The sequence below is a fragment of the Arsenicicoccus bolidensis DSM 15745 genome (assembly GCF_000426385.1).
Lineage (GTDB): Bacteria > Actinomycetota > Actinomycetes > Actinomycetales > Dermatophilaceae > Arsenicicoccus > Arsenicicoccus bolidensis.
On record NZ_AUFG01000022.1, the window covers coordinates 20,436 to 43,305 of the forward strand.

Below are 22,870 nucleotides of genomic sequence, written 5' to 3' on the forward strand. Positions count from 1 at the left end.
CGTCCGGACGAGCTTCTGGGACTGCTGAAGGTTCCAACCCCGACCTCGTCGAGTGTGTCGCTGTGCGATGTTCATATCGCACAGCGACACACTCGTCACAATGGGGTCACGTTGGTAGCTGCCTGCAGTGCGGCGGCAAGGTAGCCCGCGGAAGCACCGACGCCCTTGTCCGCGACGTAGGCGGGCGTACCCGCTGCAACCACGGTCCCGCCGGCGTCGCCCGCGCCGGGTCCAAGATCGATCACGTGATCGGCCACCGCGACAACGCGCATGTCCAGCTCCGCGGCGACGACCGTGTTGCCCGCATCGACCAGCGTCTGCAGATGCGCGACCAGACGATCCGTGTCGGCGCAGTGGAGCCCGGACGTCGGCTCGTCCAATACGTACAGCGTGTCCCCACGCTGCGCACGCTGCAGCTCGGCCGCCAGCTTGACGCGCTGGGCCTCACCCCCCGAGAGTTCCGTTGCCGGTTGACCCAGTCGGAGGTAATCGAGTCCAACGTCCGACAAAGCGGCCAGGGATCGAGTGATCTCCTCATCGCCCACGAAGAACAGGTTCGCCTCCTCGACGCTCATCGACAACACGTCAGCGATCGTGCGCCCCCGCCACGTGACCTCGAGCGTTGACGCCTTGTATCGGGCGCCGTGGCAGTCGGGGCATTCGGTGTACACGGAAGGCAGGAAGAGGAGCTCGACCATCACCGATCCCTCGCCCTCGCAGGTCGGGCAGCGCCCGCCGGCGACATTGAAGGAGAATCGGCCGGGCTTGTACCCGCGTGAACGAGCTTCCGGGGTATCTGCGAATCGACGACGTACGTGGTCGAACAGCCCGGTGTAGGTGGCGACGTTCGACCGCGGCGTCCGGCCGATGGGCCGCTGGTCGATGACGATCAGCCGGCGTACACCGGTGACGGGCCCGGCGACGCGTCCATCGAGACGTCCCGGCGCATCCGCGAGGAGTGACTCGTCGCTGACCGGCTCGTCATCGGCCGGGACGGCCCGGCCAAGGCGATCGCCAAGCAGCGACGGAAGCGCCTGGGTGACCAGACTCGACTTGCCGGACCCGGACACGCCCGTGACCACGGTGAAGACACCCAATGGGATATCGACTGTGAGGTCGTGCAGGTTGTTCCGCGTCACGTTCTCCAGGCAAAGCCAACTGCGTGCCTCACGGGGTGTGCGAAGAGGGAGACCGCGGCCACCGAAGAGGTACCCGCGTGTCACGGACTCCTCGATATCGGCGAGCCCGTCGGGCGGGCCGCTGTAGAGCACTCGGCCGCCGTGTTCACCGGCGCCCGGGCCGATGTCGACCAACCAGTCCGCGTGCCGCATCACGGCCACGGAGTGCTCGACGATGAACAGGCTGTTCCCTTTCCCCTTGAGTCCGTCGAGGATCCCGAGGAGCGCCGTCACGTCCTGCGGATGCAGCCCCGCCGAGGGTTCGTCGAGGACGTAGACCACCCCGAAGAGATCAGAGCTGAGTTGCGTCGCGAGCCGTAGCCGCTGCAGCTCGCCGCCCGACAGCGTCGGCGTCGTCCGGCTCAACGACAGGTAGCCCAGCCCCAGATCGACCAATGGACGAAGTCGCTGCAGCACCCCTGATGCGAGCTGGACCGCAGCGGCACGCTTCTCTGGCGCTCGGCTCAGGGTGGGTCGCACATCGGGCGCGGCGGCAGGCGAGGAACCGCCAGCAGCGACATGCTCCTGCGATGCCGCCCGCGGAGAGGCAGCGCCGGAAGAAGCGGCTCCGAGCTCCTCCAGGCGTGCAACGACTCCCGAGAGGATCGTGGCAAGTTCCCGAAGCGGCAGTCGGGAGAATTCGGCGATGTCGAATCCTTCGAACGTGACGGACAGCGCCTCGGGCTTCAGCCGCTTGCCATCACAGACCGGGCAGATGGCAGCGATGAGAAACTGCGCGACGCGCCGCTTCATCGAGGCGCTTTTCGTGTTCGCGAACGTGTCCAGAATGTACCGACGAGCCCCGACGAACGGATAGAGCCCCGTCGAGTGGTGGGCTTTGAGGTGATGCTCGTTGCCTACCGGCCGCTCTTTTCAAGGGCGACGGTCTCAGTATCGCGGGTTGGGAAGAGCTCGCGTCGAGCACAACCGGCCCTTCGAAATGCTCCTCGATCCGCAGGTCGACGTCACGCCTTGACCTGGGCCGCAGACGCACACAAGGCCCGAACCTCAACCAACGTTTGCCGTTGGCAAGGGTTCGAGCCTTGTGCGTGCGGTGGAGCTGAGGGGATTCGAACCCCTGGCCTTCTCATTGCGAACGAGACGCGCTACCAACTGCGCCACAGCCCCTGGCGAGGACCGACTGTACCACCGAGGCGGTGCGTCGGCCCAATCCTCACCCGCCGACGGCGCTGCGCAACGGCACTGCGGCGTCGAGGAACTCGTCCTCGACCTCGATGGGGGCGAACACGTCGTCGTCGACCGGCAGCGGGTCCGGGGTGGCCCGCGGCGCGGCGGGCTTCATGGTGTAGGTCGGACGAGGCACCGGCGTCGGACGCCACTGCCCGGGCTCGAGCGGCTCGAGGGCGACCTCGACCGGCGCGGGCGCCGCGTCGACGGTGTCGAACTGGCGCACGTCGAAGGGAGCGTCGACCCGGGTGGCACCCACGGGGGCCACTGCGGGCTCGGGGCTCTCCTCCACGACCGGCGCCTCAGGAGCGGAGACCGGGGACGCGGTCGGGACGGTGGACGCGACCGGAGCTGCGGGCCCGACGGGGGCGGCCGAGGCGACCGGGGCCGTGCGACGCAGCTCGAGGCGCGGCTGGCGACGCCGGGCGCTGTGGCGCAGCCAGGCCAGGTCGGCGGTGACGAGCGCCAGGCCGACGACCGGGGTCCAGACGGGCACCAGTCGCAGGACGGTGACCACGACGAGCGCGACCAGCACGGCCACGGCGACCCCGAGAGAGGCTCCCCGCAGGCGGTGGGCGAGCCGGCCGGGGGCGGCGTCCTCGGTCACGTGCGTGGCACGCGTCGCACCGGTCGGCGCGGTGGAGGTGGCGCCGGCCCGCAGCGGGCTGACGGCATACGACCGGGCGGTGGTGGGCTCGGCGAGGACCGGGCGCCGCTCGAGGACCCGGAGGGCCTCGGCGTAGCGCTCGATGGATCGGGCGGTCTGCAGGTGCTCCCGACGACGCATCCACGACTGGGTCAGATAGGCAGCCCACAACCCGATGACGACGACGAAGACGAGGCTGGAGGGCTGCACGTCCCCGACGTTAGAGGGGGGACGGGTGATGAACGCTCAACCGCGCGGGTGTGTCGGCGGATTGCCCTGGATCATGCCCTCCTGAGCCGTTCCGTGAAGGTCGCTCCGCCGAGGTCCTCGGTCGTCAGGGCGAAGGTCCGGTGGTCGCGCCAGGCGCCGTCGATGTGGAGGTAGTGCTCGCGCAGCCCCTCGTCGCGGAACCCGAGCTTGCGCACGACGGCGAGCGACTTGGTGTTGTCGGGGCGGATGTTGACCTCGATGCGGTGCAGGCCGCGCTCCCCCACGGCGTAGTCGCACGCCGTGGCCAGGGCCAGCGGCACGATGCCCCGGCCGGCGTGGGTGGGCGCGCACCAGTAGCCCGCCGTGGCGCCCCACAACGCGCCCTCCATGATCTGGGAGAGGTTGACCGCACCGCAGAGCCGCCCGTCGACCTCCACGGCGAACGGGAGCTGCCGGCCGGCGCGCGCCTCTCGGGCCTGGTGGCGGACGTACTCGGGAAAGGGCTTGGCCTCCTGGCCCGCTCGCGGGAAGGTCGGCTCCCACTCCTTGAGCCAGTCCCAGCTGGCGCGCCGCAGCTCGAGCCACTCCGAGCGGTCGCGGCGACGCAGGCCGCGCAGCACGAGCGCTCCCCCGTCGGGCAGGCTCGCCTCGAGCCGCACCGGCCACGCCGACATCAGTGGTCGCCCCCGCCCACCTGGTCGAGGGCGTGCGGCACGACCTGCTCCAGCACGCCCAGCCCGTCGGCGACGCCGCCGCGGGAGCCGGGGAGGTTGACGACCAGGGTGGCGCCCGCGAGGCCGGCGATGCCGCGGGACAGCGAGGCGGTGGGGACGCCCTGCGCCAGACCGGCGCCGCGGATGGCCTCGGCGACGCCGGGCACCTCGCGGTCGATCACCGCCCGGGTCACCTCGGGGGTGCGGTCGGTCGGCGACAGCCCGGTCCCCCCGGTGGTGACGACGAGATCGACGCCGTCGGCGACGGCGGACCGTATGGCGTCCCCCACGGGATCACCGTCAGGGACGACCACCGGGTCCGGGGTGTCCAGGCCCCACGCGCGCAGGGCCTCGACGATGACCGGCCCCGTGCGGTCGGCGTAGGTGCCGGCGGCGGCCCGCGTGGACGCCGTCACGACGACGGCCCGCCGCCGCGAGGGGGTGGTCACTCGGACCAGTCCCCGGAGCGGCCGCCGGACTTGGCGGTCACGCGCACGTCGGTGATGCGGGCGTGCTTGTCGACCGCCTTGACCATGTCGATGAGGGCCAGGGCGCCGACGGCGACGGCGGTCAACGCCTCCATCTCGATGCCGGTGCGGTCGGCGGTGCGGACGGTCGCCGTGAGGTCGACGCCGTCGTCGGCCACCTCGAGGTCCAGCTCGACGCCATGCACGGCGATGGGGTGGGCGAGGGGGATCAGGTCGGGGGTGCGCTTGACCGCCTGGATCCCGGCGATGCGGGCCACGGCGAGGGCGTCGCCCTTGGGCACGGTGCCGTCACGCAGGGCGGCGACGGCAGGGGCGGCGAGCAGGACCCGGCCGCGGGCGGTCGCCGAGCGGGCCGTGACGGCCTTGGCGGAGACGTCGACCATGTGCGCGCTGCCGTCGGCCCGCACGTGCGTGAGGCGGGGCGGGTCGGGGGTGGGGGTGGAGGTCACGCGAGGGACTCCTTGCCGGGGAGGGGACGGAGGAGCAGACAGGTGAGGCGCGTGCCGGGGACGACCTCGTCGACCTCGGCGGGCACGACGGCCAGGGCGTCGGCGTGAGCGAGGGCACCGAGCACGTGCGACCCCTGGCCGCCCGCGAGGGTGGCGTGCGGGCCGTCCGCCTCGGTGCGCAGGCGGACGCGGGCCAGCTGGGTGCGGCCGGCCGACGTGCGCCAGCCGTCGTCGGCCACCGCCTCGATGCCCGCGAGCCCCTCGGCGGGGCGGCCGGCGAGCAGGCGCAGAGCCGGGGCCACGAAGACTTGGTAGGACACCATCGAGCTGACGGGGTTGCCGGGCAGCGTGAAGACGGGCACGTGTCGCCCGTCGCCGGCCCGCACCAGGCCGAAGCCCTGGGGCTTGCCGGGCTGCATCGCCACCCCGCGGAACGCGACCTCGCCGTCACGGGCGAGCACGGCCTTGACCGTGTCGTAGGCGCCGGCGGAGACACCGCCGGTGGTGATGACGGCGTCGTGGGTCAGCAGCACCTCGTCGAGCCGGGCGCGGAAGCCCTGCTCGTCGTCGGCGACCGCGCGCACCCGCTCGGCCGTGAAGCCGTGCTCGCGCAGGACGGCCACGAGCATCGGGCCGTTGCTGTCGACGACCGTGCCGTGCCCGGCCGTGCCCCCCGGCTCGACCAGCTCGTCGCCGGTGGAGAGGACGGCGACGCGGGGCGGCAGCACGACCTCGACCAGAGGATGCCCGAGGGACACGAGCAGCGCGAGGACCCGGGCGTCCACGAACGTGCCTGCGGCCAGGGCGGTCTCGCCGCGGGACAGGTCGTCGCCGGCAGGGCGGACGTGGGCGCCGGCCTGCGGCTGGTGGCGCAGGGTGGCCCGCTCGGTGCCGCCGTCGGTGAGCTCGACGGGGACGACCGCGTCGGCACCGTCGGGCAGGGCGGCGCCGGTCATGATGCGCATCGTCGTGCCCGGCTCGAGGGTGACCCGGTCGGTGCGTCCGGCGGGGATGTCGCCCGCGACGGGCAGGACCACGGGGCGATCACCGGCACCCACGAGCTCGGCGGCCCGGACGGCATACCCGTCCATCGCCGAGTTGGTGAACGCCGGGACGTCGACGGCGCTGCGCACGTCCTGGGCCAGGACGCAGCCGTGCGCCTCTGCCACCGGGACCTCGGAGGTGCAGCGGGGCACGGTGGCGCAGGCCTCGAGGAGGAGGCGCAGGTGCTCGTCGACCGGCATCAGCCGGGGTGCGTCGGACATGCTGCGGAGACTAGTCGACGGGTCCGACATGCCTCGAGGCCACCGCCCGGTCACGCCCGGCGCGCTTGGCGGCGTTCATCGCGGCGTCGGCGGCCGACACGAGCTCGGGTGCCGTGGCGGCGTCCTGCGGCCAGGTGGCGATCCCGACGCTGCAGGTGATGGGGATCTCGCGGTCGCCGACCTGCAGCGGACGGGAGCGAAGGTCACCGACGATCCGCTCGGCGAGCCGCAGGCACTCCTCCTCGCCGCGCTCGGGGCAGACGACCGCCATCTCCTCGCCGCCGTAGCGTGCGACGAGGTCGACCGGCGGGACCAGCTCGACGATGCGGGCCGCGAGCGCGGCCAGGACGCCGTCCCCGACGGAGTGCCCGTGCTGGTCGTTGACCTGCCGGAACCGGTCGACGTCCACGATCAGGAGCGACACCTGACGCCCGAACGACCGAGCCCGCTCCACCTCGCGGCCCAGCGTCGTCGTCAGCATGCGCAGGTTGCCGACCCCGGTCAGCGGGTCGATCACGGACTGGCGCTGCGCCCGGCGGTGCAGGATCGCGTTGTCGATGGCGACCCCGGCCGGCCCTGCCACGAGGTCAAGCAGCTCCCCGGTCGTGTCGTCGTATGCCGTCGCGCCGGCCGCCCGTTCGACGACCAGCGCGCCGATGACGTCGTCGCCGGCCACGAGGGGTGCGGCACACAGCCTGCCCCGCAGGACCGCGCCGGACTCGTCGCGCGCATCGTCGAGCACGACGACGCGACGGTCGCGGACGACCTCGCCGATCGCGCTCTCGGCCGCGCGGATCCGTCCCGTGCCGGGGCGGCGGGTGCCGATGGGGTGCACGACGCGGGCGCGCAGGCCGCTGCCCTCGCGCATCCAGACGACCGCGCAGGTGGACCCGGTCGTCGTCTCGGCGAGCGCGCACAGGGCCGCGAGGAGGCCGTCGAGGTCGTGGGTGCGCTGCAGCGTGGCGGCGATCCGTCGGACGGTGTCGTGCAGGGTCTCCCGGCTCGAGGTCAGCTCGGCCATCCGCTGGTCGAGCTCGATCGCCATCGCGTTGAACTCCCGCGACAGCTCGCCGACCTCGTCGTCGCGCCCCTCCGGCAGACGCACGCTCAGGTCGCCCTCGGCGATACGGCGGGTGCCGTCGGTGAGGACGAGGAGCGGTGCGGTGAGCTCCCGGGCCAGCCATCGGAGCAGACCGACGGCCGCCGCCAGCACGAGCAGGATGAGCAGGAGTGGCATCCAGGCCCTCGCCCCACCGACCGGATCGGCGGCCGAGCCCTGCACCGCGCAGGGACGCCCGGGCCCGGCGGCGGCGGTCCGCGCGATGGACCCCTGGCCGCGGTCCGAGCTCGGGTGGACCTCGACGCCGCCCGCGCACTGGAGGATCGTGCGGACGTCCCCGGCCGCGGCCTGACGGGTGAGCGCGTCCAGCCGCCCCGCGGTGAGGGGCTCGACGACGTGGACCGTCAGCGTCCCCTGGGTGGTGGTGAGGTCGACCCGCTCCGCGAGGTGGGCGCCGGCGGGCTCGCTCACCGTCGAGCAGCGCGTGGTGGGCAGCTTGGTGGGCGTGGGTCGCGGCGCCGAGGACGAGGCCGCCAGCACGGCGCCGCCGCGCAGCACCACGGCGTAGCCCCGCTCCGCCCCCAGCCCGCCGCGGGTCTCTTCCGCGAGGACCGTGGCTGGCGGGCGCCCGTTGGCGATCGACAGGGCGATGACCTCGGCCCGGTCGCCCAGCGCCCAGCACTCGGACGCCATGGCCGTCGCGACGGCGACGGTGGCGCGGTCGACGTCGCGTCGCTGGCCGTCCACGAGCGCACGCGGCAGCAGGACCCCGGCCACGAGCCCGGCCACCAGCAGGACCGGCAGGACCACGGCGGCGAGCACGATCGCCAGGCGGGTCCGGATGGACACGGGTCCTCCTCGAGGTGGGTGGGTGCGGCCCATCGTGGCACGAGACCGATCCGCCCCTCCTCCTCACGGGTCCGTGCCTGACAGAATCCGTGGCATGGACACCCCGCTCACGACCCCCGTCGAGGCCAAGCGCGCCCTGCGGACCCGCCTCTGGGCAGCCCGCAAGCAGCGGTATGCCGACACCCCTCGCGCCGACCGAGAGGCGCAGGCCCGGGCCCTGGCGGACCACGCCCTGCGGGTCGTCGCCGACCTGGTGGCCCCGGGTGGCACCGTGACGTCATACGAGTCGTGGCCGACCGAGCCCGGCACCGGCCCGATCAACGAGGCCCTGGTCGGGGCCGGCTATCGGGTGCTGGTGCCGGTGACCCTGCCGGGGCTCGACCTCGACTGGCGCCCGCTGGGCAGCGACGAGCTGGACGAGTCGGCCCGGCTCGGGCTGGAGGCGATCAGCCAGGCGGACCTGGTGCTGGCGCCGGGCACGGCCGTGGACCGGCGGGGCGTGCGCCTCGGGCAGGGTGGAGGGTGCTACGACCGGGCGCTCCCCCGGCGTCGCGACGGCGTCCGGGTCGTGACGCTGCTGCACCCGCAGGAGCTCCTGGACGAGGAGCTGCCGTCCGCCGAGCACGACCAGCGGGTCGACGCCGTGGTGACCGCGGACGGGATCACCTGGCTCGACCGCTGAGCGCGCGACGGGGCTCAGCCGTTGTCGCGCGGCGCGAGCGTGAGCTGGTCACGGGTCGCGCCCTCGACGGCCTGCCGGCTGAACGGCCACGCGAAGGGCTCGTTGCGCAGCCAGCGCCCCGTCTGGTCGTCGTAGTGGTCGCTCGTGGGGTGCCCGGACACGCCCGTGGACTGGACCCAGGTGCTCGAGTCAAGAGTGCCGAGGTCGACCACCATGCGCATGGACGGCCCCCAGTCGGCGGCGTAGCCCAGCTGCAGGTCGTAGCCGAGGGCGTTGGGAGCGAGCGGGTTGCCCGGCGCCGGCTGCGGACCGCGGTCGAGCAGGGACCGCAGCATGCCGGGTGCCGCCGCGCTGAGCGGATGGCGCAGGGTCAGCGTGTGCAGCCGCCCGTAGTCCCAGGCCTTGACGTCCTTGCCGGTGAGCCGGGTCAGCTCGAGACGCGCGTCGACCTGGGCCTGGCGCAGGATGTCGTCGCGGGTCTCGATCCGCAGGGTCTTCTGGTTGTCCCACCAGGGAGACCGGGGGTCGGCGAGCAGCTGCTTGACGACCGCGGGCCAGCGCGAGCCGCCATCGGGCCGCAGACCGGGGGGCAGGTCGTCGTCGAAGGTGCGGTGGAGCAGCGCGGACCAAGCCGCCGTGTAGTAGGCCGCCGCTCGGGACGAGTGGCTGTCCCCCGTCACGAACCGGCCGTCCCAGCCCTCCAGCGTCGCCTGCCCCTCACGGGTGAAGCTGTCGCCGCTCAGGTCGACACCGCGCAGCGCAGCGGTGAGGACGGGCTGGAAGCCGTCGTTGACGTCGCCCTGGATGTCGCGCATGCGCTGGGGCGAGACGGTCGGCTGCGCGGTCAGGAGCTGACGGATGCGGGTGGAGCGCCAGCCGTGGGTCCAGTCCGTCGTCAGGAAGGGTGTCGTCGCGGTGGTGACGGCCTGGTTGGCGGTCACGACGAAGCCCTCGGGCGGGTCCAGGGTGCGTGGCATCTGGTCGAACGGGACATAGCCGGTCCAGTCGTAGCGCGAGTCCCAGCCCGGTGCCGGCAGGTAGCCGGGGGGTGCCCCCGCCGTCCCGGAGGGGCGGACGGGCACGCGGCCGGGTGCCTGGTAGCCGATGTGGCCGTCGACGTCCGCGTAGATCGCGTTCTGAGAGGGCGCGGCGAACGACGAGAGCGCGGCGCGGAAGGTGTCGAAGGACGTGGCGCGGTTCATCCGGAAGATGGCGTCGGCCGTCTGCGTGACCTCCAGCCCGGTCCACCGCAGGGCGATCGCCAGGGACTCTCCCTCGGCGGGGGTCGCCGGCGACGCGGTGGTCGCTGCCGTGGGCACGGCCGCGGCGTCCTTGACGGCAGCGTCGACGTCGGACATCAGCGGGCCGTGCGAGGTGGACCGGACGGTGATGGTGCGGTCGGTGCCGCCGGCGACCCGGATCCGCTCGGTGCGCGTCGTCAGCGGGCGGTAGGCGCCGTCCTTGAGCACCGTGCTGCCCTTGACCCGCTCGAGGTAGAAGTCGCTCACGTCGGGGTCGAGGTTGGTGAATCCCCACGCGATCCGCTGGTTGTGCCCGATGACGACCCCAGGGAAGCCCGCGAACGAGAACCCGGAGACGTCGTACGGGCAGGCCTGGGACACGGTGCGGCAGTGCAGCGAGGTCTGGTGCCAGATCCCGGGCTGAGCGAGCGCGAGGTGAGGATCGTTGGCCAGCAAGGGCTTTCCGGTCGAGGACCGGGAGGGCCCGACCACCCACGAGTTGGATCCGATCCCCTCGCCCCGGCCGACGAGCGGCGCGACGGCGGAGACGGCCTGCGCTGTCCGCCCCAGGGCGGCGTCGCTCTCGGGATCGGGGGCGGGGCCGGCACCCTGCCGTATGCCGGCCGCCGGCGCCTTGGACCGGCCGCCGTGCACGCCAGAGGGCGACCACGCCGACGGGGAGAGGATCGGGGGCTGGGCCTTGGCGTCATAGCTGGGATACAGCTCACGCACCTCGTCGAGCGAGCGACCCTGCGCCATCAGCCGGGCGCGGGCGAGCTCGTCGGCGTAGTTGCCGTGCAGGTCCCAGGCCATCGCCTTGAGCCAGGCCAGCGAGTCGACCGGGCCCCACGGCTCGATGCGGTACCCGGGGAAGCGGACGCTGAGCATGAGGTACTCCGGCGCCACGCGGGTCGCGTCGCCGGTGGTGTCGAGGTAGGCGTTGACCCCGTCGGCATACGCCGCGAGGTAGCGCCGGGTGTCGGCCGACAGCGTGGGAAGCTCCTGCTCGGCGACGCGGCGCCAGCCCATGGTGCGCACGCTGATGTCCGACGCCACCCCGGCCTCGCCGACGAGCTCGGCCAGCCGCCCTGCCGTGGCGTGGCGGCGCAGATCCATCTCGAAGAACCGGTCCTGGGCCGCGACATAGCCCTGGGCCCGGAACAGGTCCTCGGGGGTGTCGGCGTAGATGTGGGCGACCCCCTCGCCGTCTCGCCGGACGTCCACCTCGCCCGACAGCCCGGTGAGCCGCGCCGTGCCGGTGACGGTGGGGTCGGTCCTGCGGACGGCGCCGTAGACGACGCCGGCGACGATGAGGGCGGCCACGAGGAGCAGGACGACGACCGAGACGGTCGTCCGTCGGGCGATCAGAGCGGCGCGGGACACGTGAGCGAGACTAGGCCACGGCACCGACAGGCCGGCGGACGACGCGAGGGGCGGGTGCGGCATACGAGAGGATGGGGCCATGGACACGGGCGCGGGCTTCGGGATCGAGGACCTGCGTTCCGTCCTCCTCCTCGGATCCGCCGTCCTCCTGTTGGCCGTGGTCGCCGTCCGCATCAGCGCCCGCTCGGGACTGCCGTCCCTGCTCCTCTACCTGCTGATCGGCGTCGGGCTGGGTGAGTCGGGGCTCGGCATCCAGTTCGACGGAGGCCGCCTGACCCAGGCCCTCGGCTACATCGCCCTGGTGCTGATCCTGGCCGAGGGCGGCCTCTCGACCTCGTGGAAGCACATCAGGCCGTCGGTGGCCCCGGCCGCCCTGCTCTCGACCGTCGGCGTCATGGTGTCCGTCGGGGTGGTCGGCGTCGCCGCGAGGTTCGTCCTCGACCTCGACTGGGTCTCGGCGCTGCTGGTGGGGGCCGTCCTCAGCTCGACCGACGCGGCCGCCGTCTTCTCCGTGCTGCGCAGCGTGCCCCTGCCGCGGCGGCTGACGAGCCTGCTCGAGGCCGAGTCGGGCTTCAACGACGCACCGGTGGTCATCCTCGTCACGGCCCTGGCCTCGGTCGCCGCGGGTGACTCCGAGGCCGGTCCGCTCTTCCTCGCCGGGCTCGCGGTCTACGAGCTGGTCGTGGGCGCCCTCCTCGGCATCGCCGTCGGCTGGCTGGGGACCAAGCTGCTGCGCCGGTATGCCGACACCTCGTCCGCCCTCTTCTCGATCGGCGTGATGGCGGTGCCGACGATGGCCTACTGCGTCGCCACCTACGCCCACGGCAGCGGCTTCCTCGCCGTCTACGTCGCCGCGCTCGTCGTCGGCAACAGCTCCCTGCCGCACAAGGCCGCGACCCGGGGCTTCGCGACCGCCATGGGCTGGCTCGCCCAGATCGGCCTGTTCGTCCTGCTGGGCCTGCTGGCGTCCCCCTCCGAGCTGGGGCGCTGGATCGTCCCCGCGGTCGTCATGGGCCTGGTGCTGCTGCTCGTCGCCCGGCCGCTGTCGGTCGTGGTGTCCGCGACGCCGTTCGGCATCGGGTGGCGGGAGCAGGCCTTCCTGTCCTGGGCGGGCCTGCGTGGCGCCGTCCCCGTCGTCCTCGCCACGGTCCCGGAGACGACCGGCGCCTCGTCGCTCGCCTGGTTGTTCGACCTCGTCTTCATGCTCGTCGTGATCTTCACCGTCGTGCAGGGGCCGACCATGCCCTGGGTCGCACGCAGGCTCGGCGTCATCGACGCGGGCGCCACGATGGACCTGCAGCTGGAGTCCACCCCGCTCGAACGCCTCAACACCGAGGTCGTGGAGGTGCAGATCGGGGACGAGTCGCGGATGGCGGGGGTCGAGGTCTACGAGCTGCGGCTGCCCAAGGGCGCCAGCGTCGCCCTCGTGCTACGCGGCGAGCGGTCGTTCGTGCCGGAGCGGTCCACGGTGCTGCGGCGCGGGGACTCGCTCATGGTCGTGGTGCCCGCGGAGCTGCGGGACTCCGCGGAGGAGCGGCTGCGCGCGGTGTCCCAGCAGGGCCGCCTGGCCGGGTGGCTCGAGCCCGGGCACCGCCCTCCGGTCGCCCGCACGGTCCGCGAACGCGGTCAGCGACGCCGCGACGGCTCGCTAGACTGAGCGGTCGCACGCCCAGGTCGACGTCGACCGCCGGCGTCCCTCACCCGCTCGTCCCCTCCGGAGGCACCGTGCCCACCTACTCCTACCGCTGCGCCGACTGCGGCGAGGCCTTCGACATCGTCCAGTCGTTCACCGACGACGCGCTCACCGTGTGCCCGCGCTGCGAGGGGCTGCTGCGCAAGGTCTATAACAGCGTCGGCGTCGTCTTCAAGGGTTCCGGCTTCTATCGCACGGACTCGCGCGGCAAGGACGGCAAGGCGACCGCAAGCACCACGGCCTCGTCGAGCGACGCGTCCTCGAGCACCTCCAGCACCAGCACGTCGTCCGGCTCCAACGGGTCCGGGACCTCGTCCAGCAGCTCCAGCACCTCGACCAGCTCGGCCGCCGCCAGCTGACCTGGCCCCCTGCACCGCGCTCCCTCGAGCCTGCCGCTCGACAGGCCTGAGGGGGCACATCCGGCTGCTCGGACCGCGTCCGAGGGACCACCTCCGCCCTCTCACCGAGGCCGCACCGCCCATATGTCGGAGCCACCGGTCGCGCCGGTGCCCTCCCGCCGGCCGGTCGCTCCAGAGTGGTCGCAGAACCGACACCAGACCAGGCCAGACGTCGCATCTGCGACCACTCTGATCTCGGCCCGCCTCCCGAGAGGTCACATACGGCTGCTCGAACCGCGTCTGAGGGACCATCTGCGCCCTCTCACCAAAACCGCACCCACGCATCCACGCCGAGTCCTCGTTTCGCTGCTCGGGCGTCGGGACGACCAGCTCGTATGACGACGCAGCCCACCCACTCGCACACCAGCGGGACGCGCCGGCCGCGGCGTGTCGTCCACAGCTCGTCGCGTCGTGGGTCGCCCTGTCCACAGGCGGCCTCCGCGACCTCGCCCGTCGGTGGTCTGCTGCCTAGCCTCGCGGCATGACTGCCCTCCCCCGCCGTGGCGACCGAGCCGGGCGCCCTGCACCGCTGCGCCGGTCGTGGCGCGCTCGCCTGCGCAGCCGTCGCGTGTCCTGGCACCTGCGCCTCGCCCGCCGCGTCCTGGCCGCCCTCTGCGTGGGGCTGGCCGTCACCGGCGCGCTGCGCCTGGCCTTCCCTGCCCCGCCTCCCGCCGGGACCGTCGTGCTCAGCGCCGCCCACGACCTGCCCGCCGGGCACGTCCTGGGCGAGGCCGACCTCGTCCGCCGCCGATGGCCCGGCCGGGACGCTCCCAGCAGCTGGCCCGCGGCCGACGCACTGGTCGGACGGCGGCTGGCGAGCGCGGTGGCCGCTGGCGACCCGCTCACGTCACGTGCGGTGACCGGCTCGACCAGGCTCACCGGCCTGCCCAGGGGGTCAGCCGCGCTGGCCGTCCCGGCGGTGGAGCCCGTCGTGGCCGATCTCCTGCGGGCCGGGGACCGGGTCCAGGTGTGGGTGGGTGCCCGACTCGTCGCCCCCGCCGCGGTGGTCCTGCAGACACCGGTCCTCGAGTCCGCCGGACCAGGGCTTTCGGGAGGCGCGACCGGCTCTTCCGGTCGCACGGTCCTGGTGTCCCTCAACGAGTCTCAGACCCGCGCGCTGCACACGGGACGCAGTGCTGGGCCCGACGTGGAGGCGTTGCACCTGATGCTCACGGCCGCTTCCCAGTGAGCGCATCGCGTCAACGTTTGGTCACCGATGAACGATCAAGTATCGTGCTCACGCAACTCAGCGTCATACGGTGGCGCATGCGGCGGAGTCGCCGCCCCGAGCCCGAGCGGGCTCGCTCCCCATCTCCCCAGAACAGAGAGAGAACAGTCATGCTCAAGGGCTTCAAGGACTTCCTCATGCGCGGCAACGTCGTCGACCTGGCGGTCGCCGTCGTCATCGGTGCCGCCTTCGGCAAGGTCATCGACAGCTTCGTCGCGATCCTGATGAACCTCATCGGCAAGCTGGGCGGCCAGCCCAACTTCAATTCCTTCAACCCCGGCAGCGTGCCTGTTGGCGCGTTCCTGACCGCGCTCATCAGCTTCCTGATCATCGCGGCTGCCATCTACTTCATGGTCGTGGCCCCGATGAACGCCATCGCCGCCCGCCGCAAGGCCGGGGTCGAGGAGACTGACGCCCCCTCCGAGGAGGCGTCCATCCTCATGGAGATCCGCGACGAGCTGCGTCGCCGCTGACCCACCCCCGCACGTCACGAAGGGCCCCGCCGTCTGGCGGGGCCCTTCGTCGTTCGCCCACGCATCCTGCCGACGACTGCATCGACAGCGAGGGGTGCGCTCGTGGGGATGGTCAGTGACGCCCCTACTCCCAGTGCGGGGGACGCTGCTCCCGCAGCCACCGGTCGCGCTCGTCCTCGCGGGGAACGTCGCCCACGCGTCGAGGCGACGCGCCCGACGGAGCCGGCTCGCCAGCGGCAGGTGTCATGCTCGGCCCCGCCTCCCCCGGGCGTCGCTGGGTGCCGCGCAGGCGCTCGGACTCCTCCGGGCGACGCTCGGTCGACCCCAGACGCGGCTCCGGTGCCCCCAAGGGCGTGGCCGCGGCGGACCCCGTGCCCGGCGCGTCCACGCGGCGGTGGCGTCGGGTCATCGCGGTGACCCGGCCGAGGCGTCGCCGCGCGGGTCGCTCGCGCCACGCTCACCGCGCCGCAGACCCTCGGCCCGCCCGTGGGCCGCGTCGACGATCCGGGCGACGACGCGTTCGGGCGCGGTGAACAGGTCGGGCGTCCACACGCGCAGCGGCTCCCAGCCTGCACACCGCAGCAGCGCGGGCCGTCGGACGTCACGGTCGATCGGTCCGGCACCGGTGGCGTAGTCCGCGCCGTCGGACTCCACGGCCACGGCAACGCCCCGCACGGCTCGAGGATCCCGGACGGCCAGCTCGACGGCGCCGGAGCCGGCGCCACGACCCGCGCGCTCGGTCACCGAGAGCCCGGCCAGCCGCAGCCGGCCGGCGAGCTCGCGGGTGACCGGGTCGGTCAGGTCCCCCAGTGAGGGGATGGGTCCGGCAGGCGTGCCAGCCAGGTCCAGCACCTCGGCGAGCAGCTCGACCCCGGCACTTCCCGCCCCCGCCTGGTGCAGCTGCTCCGCCGACACGGTGGAGACGAGGACGAGCCGGTGGCGGGCACGGGTCACCGCGAGGGCCGCGCGCCGGTCCCCCGCCCCCAGAGCCAGGGCGCCGAACCGGTGCCCCGCCTGGCCGGCCTCGTCCAGCGCATAGCCGAGGGAGACGATGACGTCGTCGCGGGTCTGACCCTGCACCTGGTCGACGGGCTTGATCCACCACGGTTCTCGCGCCGAGCCCTCGAAGAACCGCCGTGACGTGTCACCGCGGTCGAGCGTCGCCAGCTGCTGCCGCAGGCCTGCCGTGATGGCGTCCGCGTGCGCGGGGTGGAAGGTGACGACCCCCAGCGAGCGCTCGGGGGTGCTGCGGGCGTGCGCCAGGACGAGCCGGACCACGCGGTCCACCTCGGCCGTGGTCGTGACGGGGGCCTCGCCGCGGGGCGGTTGCGGCATACCGTCCTGGTCCACCAGCTCGAGCTGCAGCCGGGGCGCGGTGGACGCGGCCGGCACGCCCACCAGGTCCTGGCCGTGCAGCCGGCGGTCGAGCGCCGCCGTGATGCGGTCGTCGACGGTGCGGTGGACGGTCCGGAGGGTGTGCACGGGCAGGATCTCGGCGAGTTCGGAGAGGACGGACGGCGCACGCTGGTCGGCCTGCACGTCGTCACCGCGACGAGCAGGGTCGGGGACGGTGACGCTGACGTCGCCGGGCGGCAGCTGGTGCGGGTCGCCGCAGACGACGACCTGCCGGCCACGGCTGAGGGCCGACACGGCCTGCGCCACGGACAGCTGGGACGCCTCGAGCACGATCACGGTGTCCACGGCCACGCCGACGGGCAGGAGGGACGCGATCTCGTGCGGGCTGGTCGCCCAGCAGGGGCGGGCGTCCCCGACCGCGGTGGCGACGGCGGCGGCGCGTTCGCGCAGGGCCAGGGCGTCGAGCCGGCGCAGCCCCGCGGCGTCGGCGTCGAGGGCGCTGCCGTCGTGCGCTCCGTAGTGCGGGTCCGTGCGGCGCACCTCGTCGAGGACGGAGCTCCACCACACGTGACGCACCTCGGAGGCCACCTGCGCGGCGGGGACGCGGCGGACCGCCAGGTCCTCGACGAGCGGCCCCAGCCCCTGGGCCCGCAGCCCGTCCAGGGTCGTGGTCACCAGGGGCAGCACGGCGAGGCGTCGCCGTCCGCGCAGGAGCTCGCGCACGCGGGCGAGAGCCGTCTCGACGGGCAGGTCCAGCAACCCGGCGCCGTCGACGGTGGTCGCGAGGACCGGCTCGAGCGCCTCCAGGTCGGCGACCACGGCGCGGTGCGCGGCGCGGGCCTCGTCGATCCCGTGCGGGACGGTGGGACGGCTTGCGGCGCCCGCCCGCTCGCGCCACCGGGTGACCTGGTCATGGGCCGTCGCGAGCGCGTCGTGCAGGTCGGTCGGCCCGGGACCGGGGCGCACCAGCCGCCGGGCGTCGCGCCGCAGGCCCTGACGGCGCCACGGGCCGACGCCGGCGTCGTGCTCCGTGCGGTATGCCGTGGACGTGGCCGCCAGCATCTCCGGCAGCGGCGCGTCGAAGACCTCCGGGACGAACGCGTCGAGGGTCGCGCGCACGCCCGACACGAGGTCCAGGTCCTGGCCCAGGCCCCGCACCGAGCTCGCGTGCGGCAGACCGACTTCGCGGCACAGGGCGTCGACCAGGCTGGTCAGGCGGGTGAGGCCGCGGTCGCCGTCGAGCCGTTCGCACGCGGCGAGGGCGGCGTCCGCCTCGGCGGGGGTGGTGATGCGAGCCGCGCGCCACGGGTCGGCGCCCTGATGCGTGAGCCACGCGCCGTCCTCGGCGACCTGCACCAGCTCACGGGTGGCGACGTCGAGCCGCTGCGGGGTGAGGTGGGCGAGGTCGTCGCCGGCGAGCCGGACGCGAGATCGCGGCGGTGGATCGACCTGGCTCAGCTCGACCATGGCCCCCTGCGCCTGGAACGCGCTGACGCCCCACGGGTGTCGGGCCTGGTGGAGGGCGACGAGGTGTCCCTGCAGCCGCTCGGTGACGGCGTGGTGGTCGCGGGTCGTCGCGGCCGTCGCCTGCACGGGCTCGGCCGGCGTCGCGGCCGTGAGCGGCTCGTGCTCGTGCCGCAGGTCGGGTCCGTCGTGCGCCTCGACGACGAGGTCGAGCCCCGCCTGCGCGAGACGTTCCTGCACGGCCGTGATCGCGGACCGGGCGTGCGACACGAGCAGGACGCTTCGGCCCTGACCGGCCAGCCCGGCGACGGCAGCGGCGACGACCTGGGTCATCCCGGTGCCGGGTGCACCCTGCACCACGACGTCGTCGCCCGCGCCGATGGCGTCCAGGGCCGCCCGCTGGTGCTCGTCGACCGGCAGGACCAGCGGCAGGGACACTCCGGCCGCGGGCTCGCCGGTCGGCGGACGCAGCGCGGCGGGGTCACCGGCGAGGGCCCGCACCACCGGGTGCTCGGCCACCGTCGTCCCGGCGAGGTCGGCGACCATCCCGAGCTTGGCGTAGGGAAGGAGCGCGACCCCGAGACGCCGCTCGATGGTGAAGCCGGGTAGTCCCGAGCACCGACGGAGCAGCTCGCGATATGCCGATTCGGGGTCGAACCCGTTGCGCCCCCAGGAAGACTCGGCCAGCCCGCGGCCGTCGAGCTCCACCCCCAGCTCGGCCCGGACCAGCTCGACCAGCGCCGGGTTGAGCTCGACGGTGCGGCTGACCACCAGGTCGAAGTCGGTCTGGGCCAGGTCGCGGGGGCGCAGCTCGCACGGACGCAGGAAGACGGGGGCGCTGGGCACTCGCCCGGCCCCGCCGGAGGTCTGCCAGGTCGCCATACCGGCAGCCAGGAAGCAGGTGGCGAGTCCCCGCTGCTCCCACAGGTCCTCGGCGGTCGCGCGCAGGCGACGCGCCGCCACGACGGCTTCGGCCAGCGCCCGTGGCTCGCGGTGCAGGTCGGACAGCTTGGCGTCGCGCCCGGACAGGAAGATCGCGAGCCCCGCCGGGTGGCCGTGCGTCAGCTCGAGCCGCCCGCGCGCGTCGGCCGGGCGCCAGAGCAAGGAGTTGGGTCCGCCGGCCTCGACGAGCTCGCGCCGCCAGCGGGCGACGGCCGCGACCGCCGAGTCCTGCGCATCGGTGGGGCGGCTGGCGGCGGGCGGTGCTGGGGTCACCGGCCAAGGATAGCGAGGCCGGCATGCCCCGGGCGGACATGGTGGCGGCGCGCATGATGCAGGGGGAGGGAACCATGCGCGCCGCTCGTTGAATGATCAGCAATCAATCGTTGAAGGTCAAGACTGGCGAGTAACCACGGCCCAAGTTCGCCCTGTTGACACACCCGATCGGTGCCGATCTCACCCTCCGTGTCCATCTCGGCGGTCGCCGGGTTGGATCGATCCACACCCTGCGGTCGCGCCCGTATGACGAACCACCCCGGTCGCTGTCATCGCTGCGCCCACCGCCATGACAAGATAGGTGCCCGTGGTCGGCGCAGCCGCCACCCCCGCCCTCGTAGCTCAGGGGATAGAGCACCGCTCTCCTAAAGCGGGTGTCGCTGGTTCGATTCCAGCCGGGGGCACCATCCTGATGGCACGCCGAACCCACCCCCTCGACGACGCCGTCGAGAGGTGACCCCGCGGGCGCTCCGCCGCGCTGAGAGGGCGGGAGTGACTCCGTCTGGACGGGCTGGGGAGCCCTGTGTGACCTCTCGCTATTCAGGCCGAGGTCAGAGTGGTCACAGGTGCGACGTCTGGCCTGATCTGGTGTCGGTTCTGTGACCACTCTGGCGCGACCGGCCGGCGGGAGGGCACCGGCGCGGCCGGCGGCTCCGGCAGACGGGCGGTTCGACATACGACCTGGGTCGCAATCAGATCCCGACCAAAGGCTGATGCGCCGGGGGCTTGCGATCGGCAGACTGGAGCGTGCACGGCAGGGGCCGGGCACGCTGCGCGAGGGGGACGCAGCGTGGCCCGGCACCTCCGGCACCAGCTCAGGGTGCTGAGCAGCAGGGGCCGCACAGGACCGACCGGGGGGATCGGTCCCCAGCACAGCGGCTGGACAGCACGACGACGCCCCCACCGCCGAGGCGGAGGGGGCGTCGCGTGGTGCTTCGAGAGATCAGACCGATCAGGCGCGACCGTAGCTGACCTTGGCGCTCCAGACCTTGTGCAGGCCGGTGGTGCGGCCGGTGCGCGGCGAGTCGTACATCATGCCGCCGCCGGCGTAGATGCCCACGTGGTAGGCCGGGGAGCCGAAGAACACGAGGTCGCCGGGCTGGGGGCTGGACACGCGACGCGTCGCGCGCTGCTGAGCGGCAGCGGTGCGCGGCAGGGACTTGCCGTTGGCGCGGAAGACATAGCTCGTGAAGCCCGAGCAGTCGAAGCCGGACGTGGTGGTGCCACCCCAGCGGTAGTAGATGCCGGACAGGCTGGCGGCGGTGCGGAGCACGCCACCACCCGCGACGGCGCGGGGAGCCGGGTTCGCGGCCTTCTTGACGACCTTGCGCGCAACGGTGCGACGGACGGCCGTGCGGGAGGCGCGGGTGTAGGTGCGGTTCACGCGACGCACCGCGGTGCGACGGTAGGTGCGCGAGGTGCGGGTGTACTTGCGCTTGGTCGTGTAGCGCTTGCGCTTGACCGTGTAGCGCTTGCGCTTGACCGTGGACTTCTTGCGCTTGACGGCAGTGCGCTTCTTGACGGTGCCGCGGACCTTCTTGAGCTTGGACTTCTTGACCCCGGCGAGCGAGACGCGGCCGAGCTGGCCGACGGCGGCGACGGAGGGGGCAGCGACGCTGACCGGAGCAGCGGCAGCGGCCGGGGCGGCCGTGGCGGGCATCGACGCGGCGATGACCATGCCACCGGTGGCGGCGACGACACCCGCGACCTTGGTGGCCGGGGCGGCGGCGTGCTTGGCCGCCTTGATCAGGAGACTGGCGGACGTGACGTCGGCAGCGCGGTGCCGACCGGGGGTGCGAATGGACACAGTTGACCTCTCGAACGCCTACGAAGTTAGCTGTCGGGTTCGGGCGGAAAGGTATGGCCCGGCCACTCTCGTGGCTTCACCCCGGGACGCTTGCGCGCCAAGGTGGGTCCCCCGCTCCTGTCAGCGGAAATAAGCAGAACAGCAGAAGTGACAGGACTCGGCGTCTCCTGCTGCAGCCCCTCCAGGGGGAGAAGGGCCGTGAAAAAAGGTAACGGACACCCCCGGGATTGTCACGTTCAGATCACAGGCAGGTGAATCACAGGCGCCCTCCGTGGGTACGGCTGCTAGTGCCCGCACCGGACACAAATGCGTGCGATAACCACTCTCAGTCGGACGTGACGGTGTCCACGAACACATGGCTCGCGACATCCACGGGGAGCGAAACCCCCTGCGAGTCAGTGGAATTCACGCCCACGACGATCACCCGGTCGCCCTCCGAGGTCACCCGAACCCGGCCACCGGGCAGCGCTCCAGCGGCCGTCAGCAGGCCGAGAGCCTCGTGATCCACCTGCACCGGCTCGCCGATCCGTCGGACCGTGACTGTGACGGAGGTCACGGAACCATCCACGACGGAGTGCAGCGGGACCAGTCCGGGGTCCTTGCCGTCCGTGCCGACCGACCCCAGCTCGTCCAGACCGGGGATGGGGTTGCCGTACGGCGAGACGTGGTCGTCGCCGATGAGGCCGAGGATCTTGCGCTCGACCCGCTCGCTCATCACGTGCTCCCAGCGGCAGGCCTCGTCGTGGACGTGCTCCCACTCCAGGCCGATCACGTCGAGGAGCAGGCGCTCGGCGAGGCGGTGCTTGCGCATCACGCGCATCGCCCGCAGCCGACCGTCGGCGGACAGCTCGATCTCGCGGCTGCCGGCCACGTGAAGGAGACCGTCCCGCTCCATGCGGGCGACCGTCTGGGAGACCGTCGGCCCGGCGTGACCGAGTCGCTCGGCGATGCGGGCGCGCAGGGGCTTCACGCCCTCTTCCTCCAGCTCGTAGATCGTGCGGAGGTACATCTCGGTCGTGTCGATCAGGTCAGTCACGGGGTCAAGCGTGCCACGCGCGCCTGTGGAATTGCTTTGCGCCGCGCACGACGCAGCGCCGCCCGGCACGAGGACGGGCAGGATCGGGCAGATCAGGGCATCTTGCGGTGCCGCCGCCAGGACGCGGCGTCGTCGAGGTCGCCCTCCCCCACCCGCTCGTAGGCGATGCGGTCGTGCAGGCGCGACGGCTGACCGGCCCAGAACTCGATCTGGTCGCACGCGATCCGCCAGCCGCAGAAGGACGGCGGCATCGGGATCTCGGCCTCCTCACCGTCACGGGTGAAGCGGGCGGCCTGCTCGGCATACCGCCGCTGCAGCTCCTCCCGGCCGTCGACCGGCGAGGACTGCTCGGACGCCCAGGCGCTGACCTGCGAGCCCCAGGGTCGGGTGCGCCAGTAGCCCTCGAGCTCGTCCCCGTCCAGCGGCACCGCCCGACCCCGGAACCTGATGACGCGGTAGAGCGCGGACCAGCGCAGCGTCGCCGCCACCCGCGGCTGCTCGCCGATCTGGCGCGCCTTGGTGGAGCCGCTGTCGGTGATGAACCCCGGGCCGGCGGGCGTGAAGAACTTCATCAGGACGGGACGCACGTCCGGGAGGCCGTCCGCGCCGACCGTGGCCAGGTCGAGGCAGTCGGGCTCGGTGTGCCCGCCGCTGGACGCGTCGTGGGCGACGGCCTCCGCGAGCCAGGTCGACGCGAGCGACCAGGGGCTGTCCCCCAGCGTCGCCTCGTCCAGACCCGTGCCGGCGTAGTCGACCCGCCGGATGCCCTGCACCCCCGCGCCGCGGGCGTCGTCGCCCTGCTCGCCCGTCACCCGCGGGTCGGTCACGTCGTTCTGCGTCATACCCCG

Annotated in this window: 17 protein-coding genes, 2 tRNA genes, 1 pseudogene and 1 riboswitch; of the genes and pseudogenes, 6 read left to right on the forward strand and 14 right to left on the reverse strand. The window is 73.2% G+C overall.

The annotated features are described in order from the left end of the window. Window positions 1-95: 95 nt before the first annotated feature. From K313_RS21010 to K313_RS21020, 8 genes and pseudogenes are all read right to left on the reverse strand, one after another. Window positions 96-1,988, reverse strand: a pseudogene (locus K313_RS21010) (ATP-binding cassette domain-containing protein); the annotation flags it as partial. A gap of 245 nt (window positions 1,989-2,233) precedes the next feature. Continuing rightward, window positions 2,234-2,306, reverse strand: a tRNA-Ala gene (locus K313_RS0112425). Between the two features lie 46 nt (window positions 2,307-2,352). Next, window positions 2,353-3,222 (reverse strand): hypothetical protein, encoded by an 870-nt coding sequence (locus tag K313_RS0112430; RefSeq protein ID WP_029211881.1) that lies wholly within the window; start codon window positions 3,220-3,222, stop codon window positions 2,353-2,355. Window positions 3,223-3,293: 71 nt separating this feature from the next. Next, window positions 3,294-3,896, reverse strand: coding sequence for a GNAT family N-acetyltransferase (locus K313_RS21015; RefSeq protein ID WP_034253076.1), 603 nt, complete (start codon window positions 3,894-3,896; stop codon window positions 3,294-3,296). After that, window positions 3,896-4,384, reverse strand: coding sequence for a MogA/MoaB family molybdenum cofactor biosynthesis protein (locus K313_RS0112440; RefSeq protein WP_029211882.1), 489 nt, complete (start codon window positions 4,382-4,384; stop codon window positions 3,896-3,898). Before K313_RS0112440 ends, K313_RS21015 begins: the two co-directional genes overlap by 1 nt. Continuing rightward, window positions 4,381-4,806, reverse strand: coding sequence for a cyclic pyranopterin monophosphate synthase MoaC (gene moaC, locus K313_RS0112445; RefSeq protein ID WP_051274128.1), 426 nt, complete (start codon window positions 4,804-4,806; stop codon window positions 4,381-4,383). The genes K313_RS0112440 and moaC overlap by 4 nt, the downstream gene beginning before the upstream one ends. Before the next feature lie 62 nt (window positions 4,807-4,868). Then, window positions 4,869-6,137: a molybdopterin molybdotransferase MoeA gene (locus tag K313_RS0112450; protein ID WP_034253078.1), complete on the reverse strand. Its 1,269-nt coding sequence runs from the start codon at window positions 6,135-6,137 to the stop codon at window positions 4,869-4,871. A gap of 10 nt (window positions 6,138-6,147) precedes the next feature. Further along, window positions 6,148-8,046: a GGDEF domain-containing protein gene (locus K313_RS21020; RefSeq protein WP_034253080.1), complete on the reverse strand. Its 1,899-nt coding sequence runs from the start codon at window positions 8,044-8,046 to the stop codon at window positions 6,148-6,150. Between the two features lie 94 nt (window positions 8,047-8,140). On the opposite strand from K313_RS21020, the gene K313_RS0112460 reads away from it, so the two are divergent. Continuing rightward, window positions 8,141-8,728, forward strand: coding sequence for a 5-formyltetrahydrofolate cyclo-ligase (locus K313_RS0112460; protein WP_029211885.1), 588 nt, complete (start codon window positions 8,141-8,143; stop codon window positions 8,726-8,728). A 14-nt stretch (window positions 8,729-8,742) separates the two neighbouring features. Here K313_RS0112460 and K313_RS0112465 read toward each other — a convergent pair whose 3' ends face one another. Next, window positions 8,743-11,352: a penicillin acylase family protein gene (locus K313_RS0112465; protein WP_029211886.1), complete on the reverse strand. Its 2,610-nt coding sequence runs from the start codon at window positions 11,350-11,352 to the stop codon at window positions 8,743-8,745. Between the two features lie 79 nt (window positions 11,353-11,431). On the opposite strand from K313_RS0112465, the gene K313_RS0112470 reads away from it, so the two are divergent. The 4 genes from K313_RS0112470 (at window position 11,432) to mscL (ending at window position 15,144) form a co-directional block, all read left to right on the forward strand. Beyond that, window positions 11,432-13,009 carry a potassium/proton antiporter gene (locus K313_RS0112470; RefSeq protein WP_029211887.1) on the forward strand — a complete coding sequence of 526 codons (1,578 nt, stop codon included), beginning with the start codon at window positions 11,432-11,434 and terminating at the stop codon, window positions 13,007-13,009. Between the two features lie 68 nt (window positions 13,010-13,077). Then, complete coding sequence (locus K313_RS0112475) at window positions 13,078-13,404, forward strand: FmdB family zinc ribbon protein (RefSeq protein ID WP_029211888.1); 327 nt, start codon at window positions 13,078-13,080, stop codon at window positions 13,402-13,404. A 520-nt stretch (window positions 13,405-13,924) separates the two neighbouring features. Continuing rightward, window positions 13,925-14,632 carry an SAF domain-containing protein gene (locus K313_RS22465; protein ID WP_084412804.1) on the forward strand — a complete coding sequence of 236 codons (708 nt, stop codon included), beginning with the start codon at window positions 13,925-13,927 and terminating at the stop codon, window positions 14,630-14,632. 149 nt (window positions 14,633-14,781) lie between these two features. Beyond that, complete coding sequence (mscL, locus tag K313_RS0112485; protein ID WP_029211890.1) at window positions 14,782-15,144, forward strand: large conductance mechanosensitive channel protein MscL; 363 nt, start codon at window positions 14,782-14,784, stop codon at window positions 15,142-15,144. A 124-nt stretch (window positions 15,145-15,268) separates the two neighbouring features. Here mscL and K313_RS23085 read toward each other — a convergent pair whose 3' ends face one another. Together K313_RS23085 and K313_RS0112490 are read right to left on the reverse strand one after the other, a co-directional pair. Beyond that, window positions 15,269-15,553, reverse strand: a complete 285-nt coding sequence (locus K313_RS23085) for a hypothetical protein (RefSeq protein WP_084412806.1) — start codon at window positions 15,551-15,553, stop codon at window positions 15,269-15,271. Then, window positions 15,550-19,179 (reverse strand): AAA domain-containing protein, encoded by a 3,630-nt coding sequence (locus K313_RS0112490; RefSeq protein WP_029211891.1) that lies wholly within the window; start codon window positions 19,177-19,179, stop codon window positions 15,550-15,552. The genes K313_RS23085 and K313_RS0112490 overlap by 4 nt, the downstream gene beginning before the upstream one ends. Before the next feature lie 331 nt (window positions 19,180-19,510). On the opposite strand from K313_RS0112490, the gene K313_RS0112495 reads away from it, so the two are divergent. Next, a tRNA-Arg gene (locus K313_RS0112495) sits at window positions 19,511-19,586 on the forward strand. A 545-nt stretch (window positions 19,587-20,131) separates the two neighbouring features. On the opposite strand, the gene K313_RS22470 is transcribed toward K313_RS0112495, so the two are convergent. The 3 genes from K313_RS22470 to K313_RS0112510 form a co-directional block, all read right to left on the reverse strand. Beyond that, on the reverse strand, window positions 20,132-20,986 hold the full coding sequence (locus tag K313_RS22470; RefSeq protein ID WP_029211892.1) for a C40 family peptidase: 855 nt from the start codon (window positions 20,984-20,986) through the stop codon (window positions 20,132-20,134). Beyond that, a riboswitch (cyclic di-AMP (ydaO/yuaA leader) is annotated at window positions 20,987-21,132 on the reverse strand. It lies immediately after the preceding gene. Window positions 21,133-21,311: 179 nt separating this feature from the next. Then, a complete protein-coding gene (locus K313_RS0112505; protein ID WP_029211893.1) occupies window positions 21,312-22,022 on the reverse strand; it encodes an iron-dependent transcriptional repressor DtxR in 711 nt (236 codons plus the stop codon). Window positions 22,023-22,114: 92 nt separating this feature from the next. After that, on the reverse strand, window positions 22,115-22,864 hold the full coding sequence (locus tag K313_RS0112510) for a pyridoxine/pyridoxamine 5'-phosphate oxidase (protein WP_029211894.1): 750 nt from the start codon (window positions 22,862-22,864) through the stop codon (window positions 22,115-22,117). Window positions 22,865-22,870 lie beyond the last annotated feature (6 nt).

What these genes read in the sequence shown, in the direction of transcription:
- moaC (WP_051274128.1), bottom strand. Translation starts at nt 4,806, where the DNA reads ATGGTCGACGTCTCCGCCAAGGCCGTCACGGCCCGCTCGGCGACCGCC.
- K313_RS23085 (WP_084412806.1), bottom strand. Translation starts at nt 15,553, where the DNA reads ATGACCCGACGCCACCGCCGCGTGGACGCGCCGGGCACGGGGTCCGCC.
- K313_RS0112460 (WP_029211885.1), top strand. Translation starts at nt 8,141, where the DNA reads ATGGACACCCCGCTCACGACCCCCGTCGAGGCCAAGCGCGCCCTGCGG.
- K313_RS0112510 (WP_029211894.1), bottom strand. Translation starts at nt 22,864, where the DNA reads ATGACGCAGAACGACGTGACCGACCCGCGGGTGACGGGCGAGCAGGGC.
- K313_RS22465 (WP_084412804.1), top strand. Translation starts at nt 13,925, where the DNA reads ATGACTGCCCTCCCCCGCCGTGGCGACCGAGCCGGGCGCCCTGCACCG.
- mscL (WP_029211890.1), top strand. Translation starts at nt 14,782, where the DNA reads ATGCTCAAGGGCTTCAAGGACTTCCTCATGCGCGGCAACGTCGTCGAC.
- K313_RS21015 (WP_034253076.1), bottom strand. Translation starts at nt 3,896, where the DNA reads ATGTCGGCGTGGCCGGTGCGGCTCGAGGCGAGCCTGCCCGACGGGGGA.
- K313_RS0112450 (WP_034253078.1), bottom strand. Translation starts at nt 6,137, where the DNA reads ATGTCCGACGCACCCCGGCTGATGCCGGTCGACGAGCACCTGCGCCTC.
- K313_RS0112470 (WP_029211887.1), top strand. Translation starts at nt 11,432, where the DNA reads ATGGACACGGGCGCGGGCTTCGGGATCGAGGACCTGCGTTCCGTCCTC.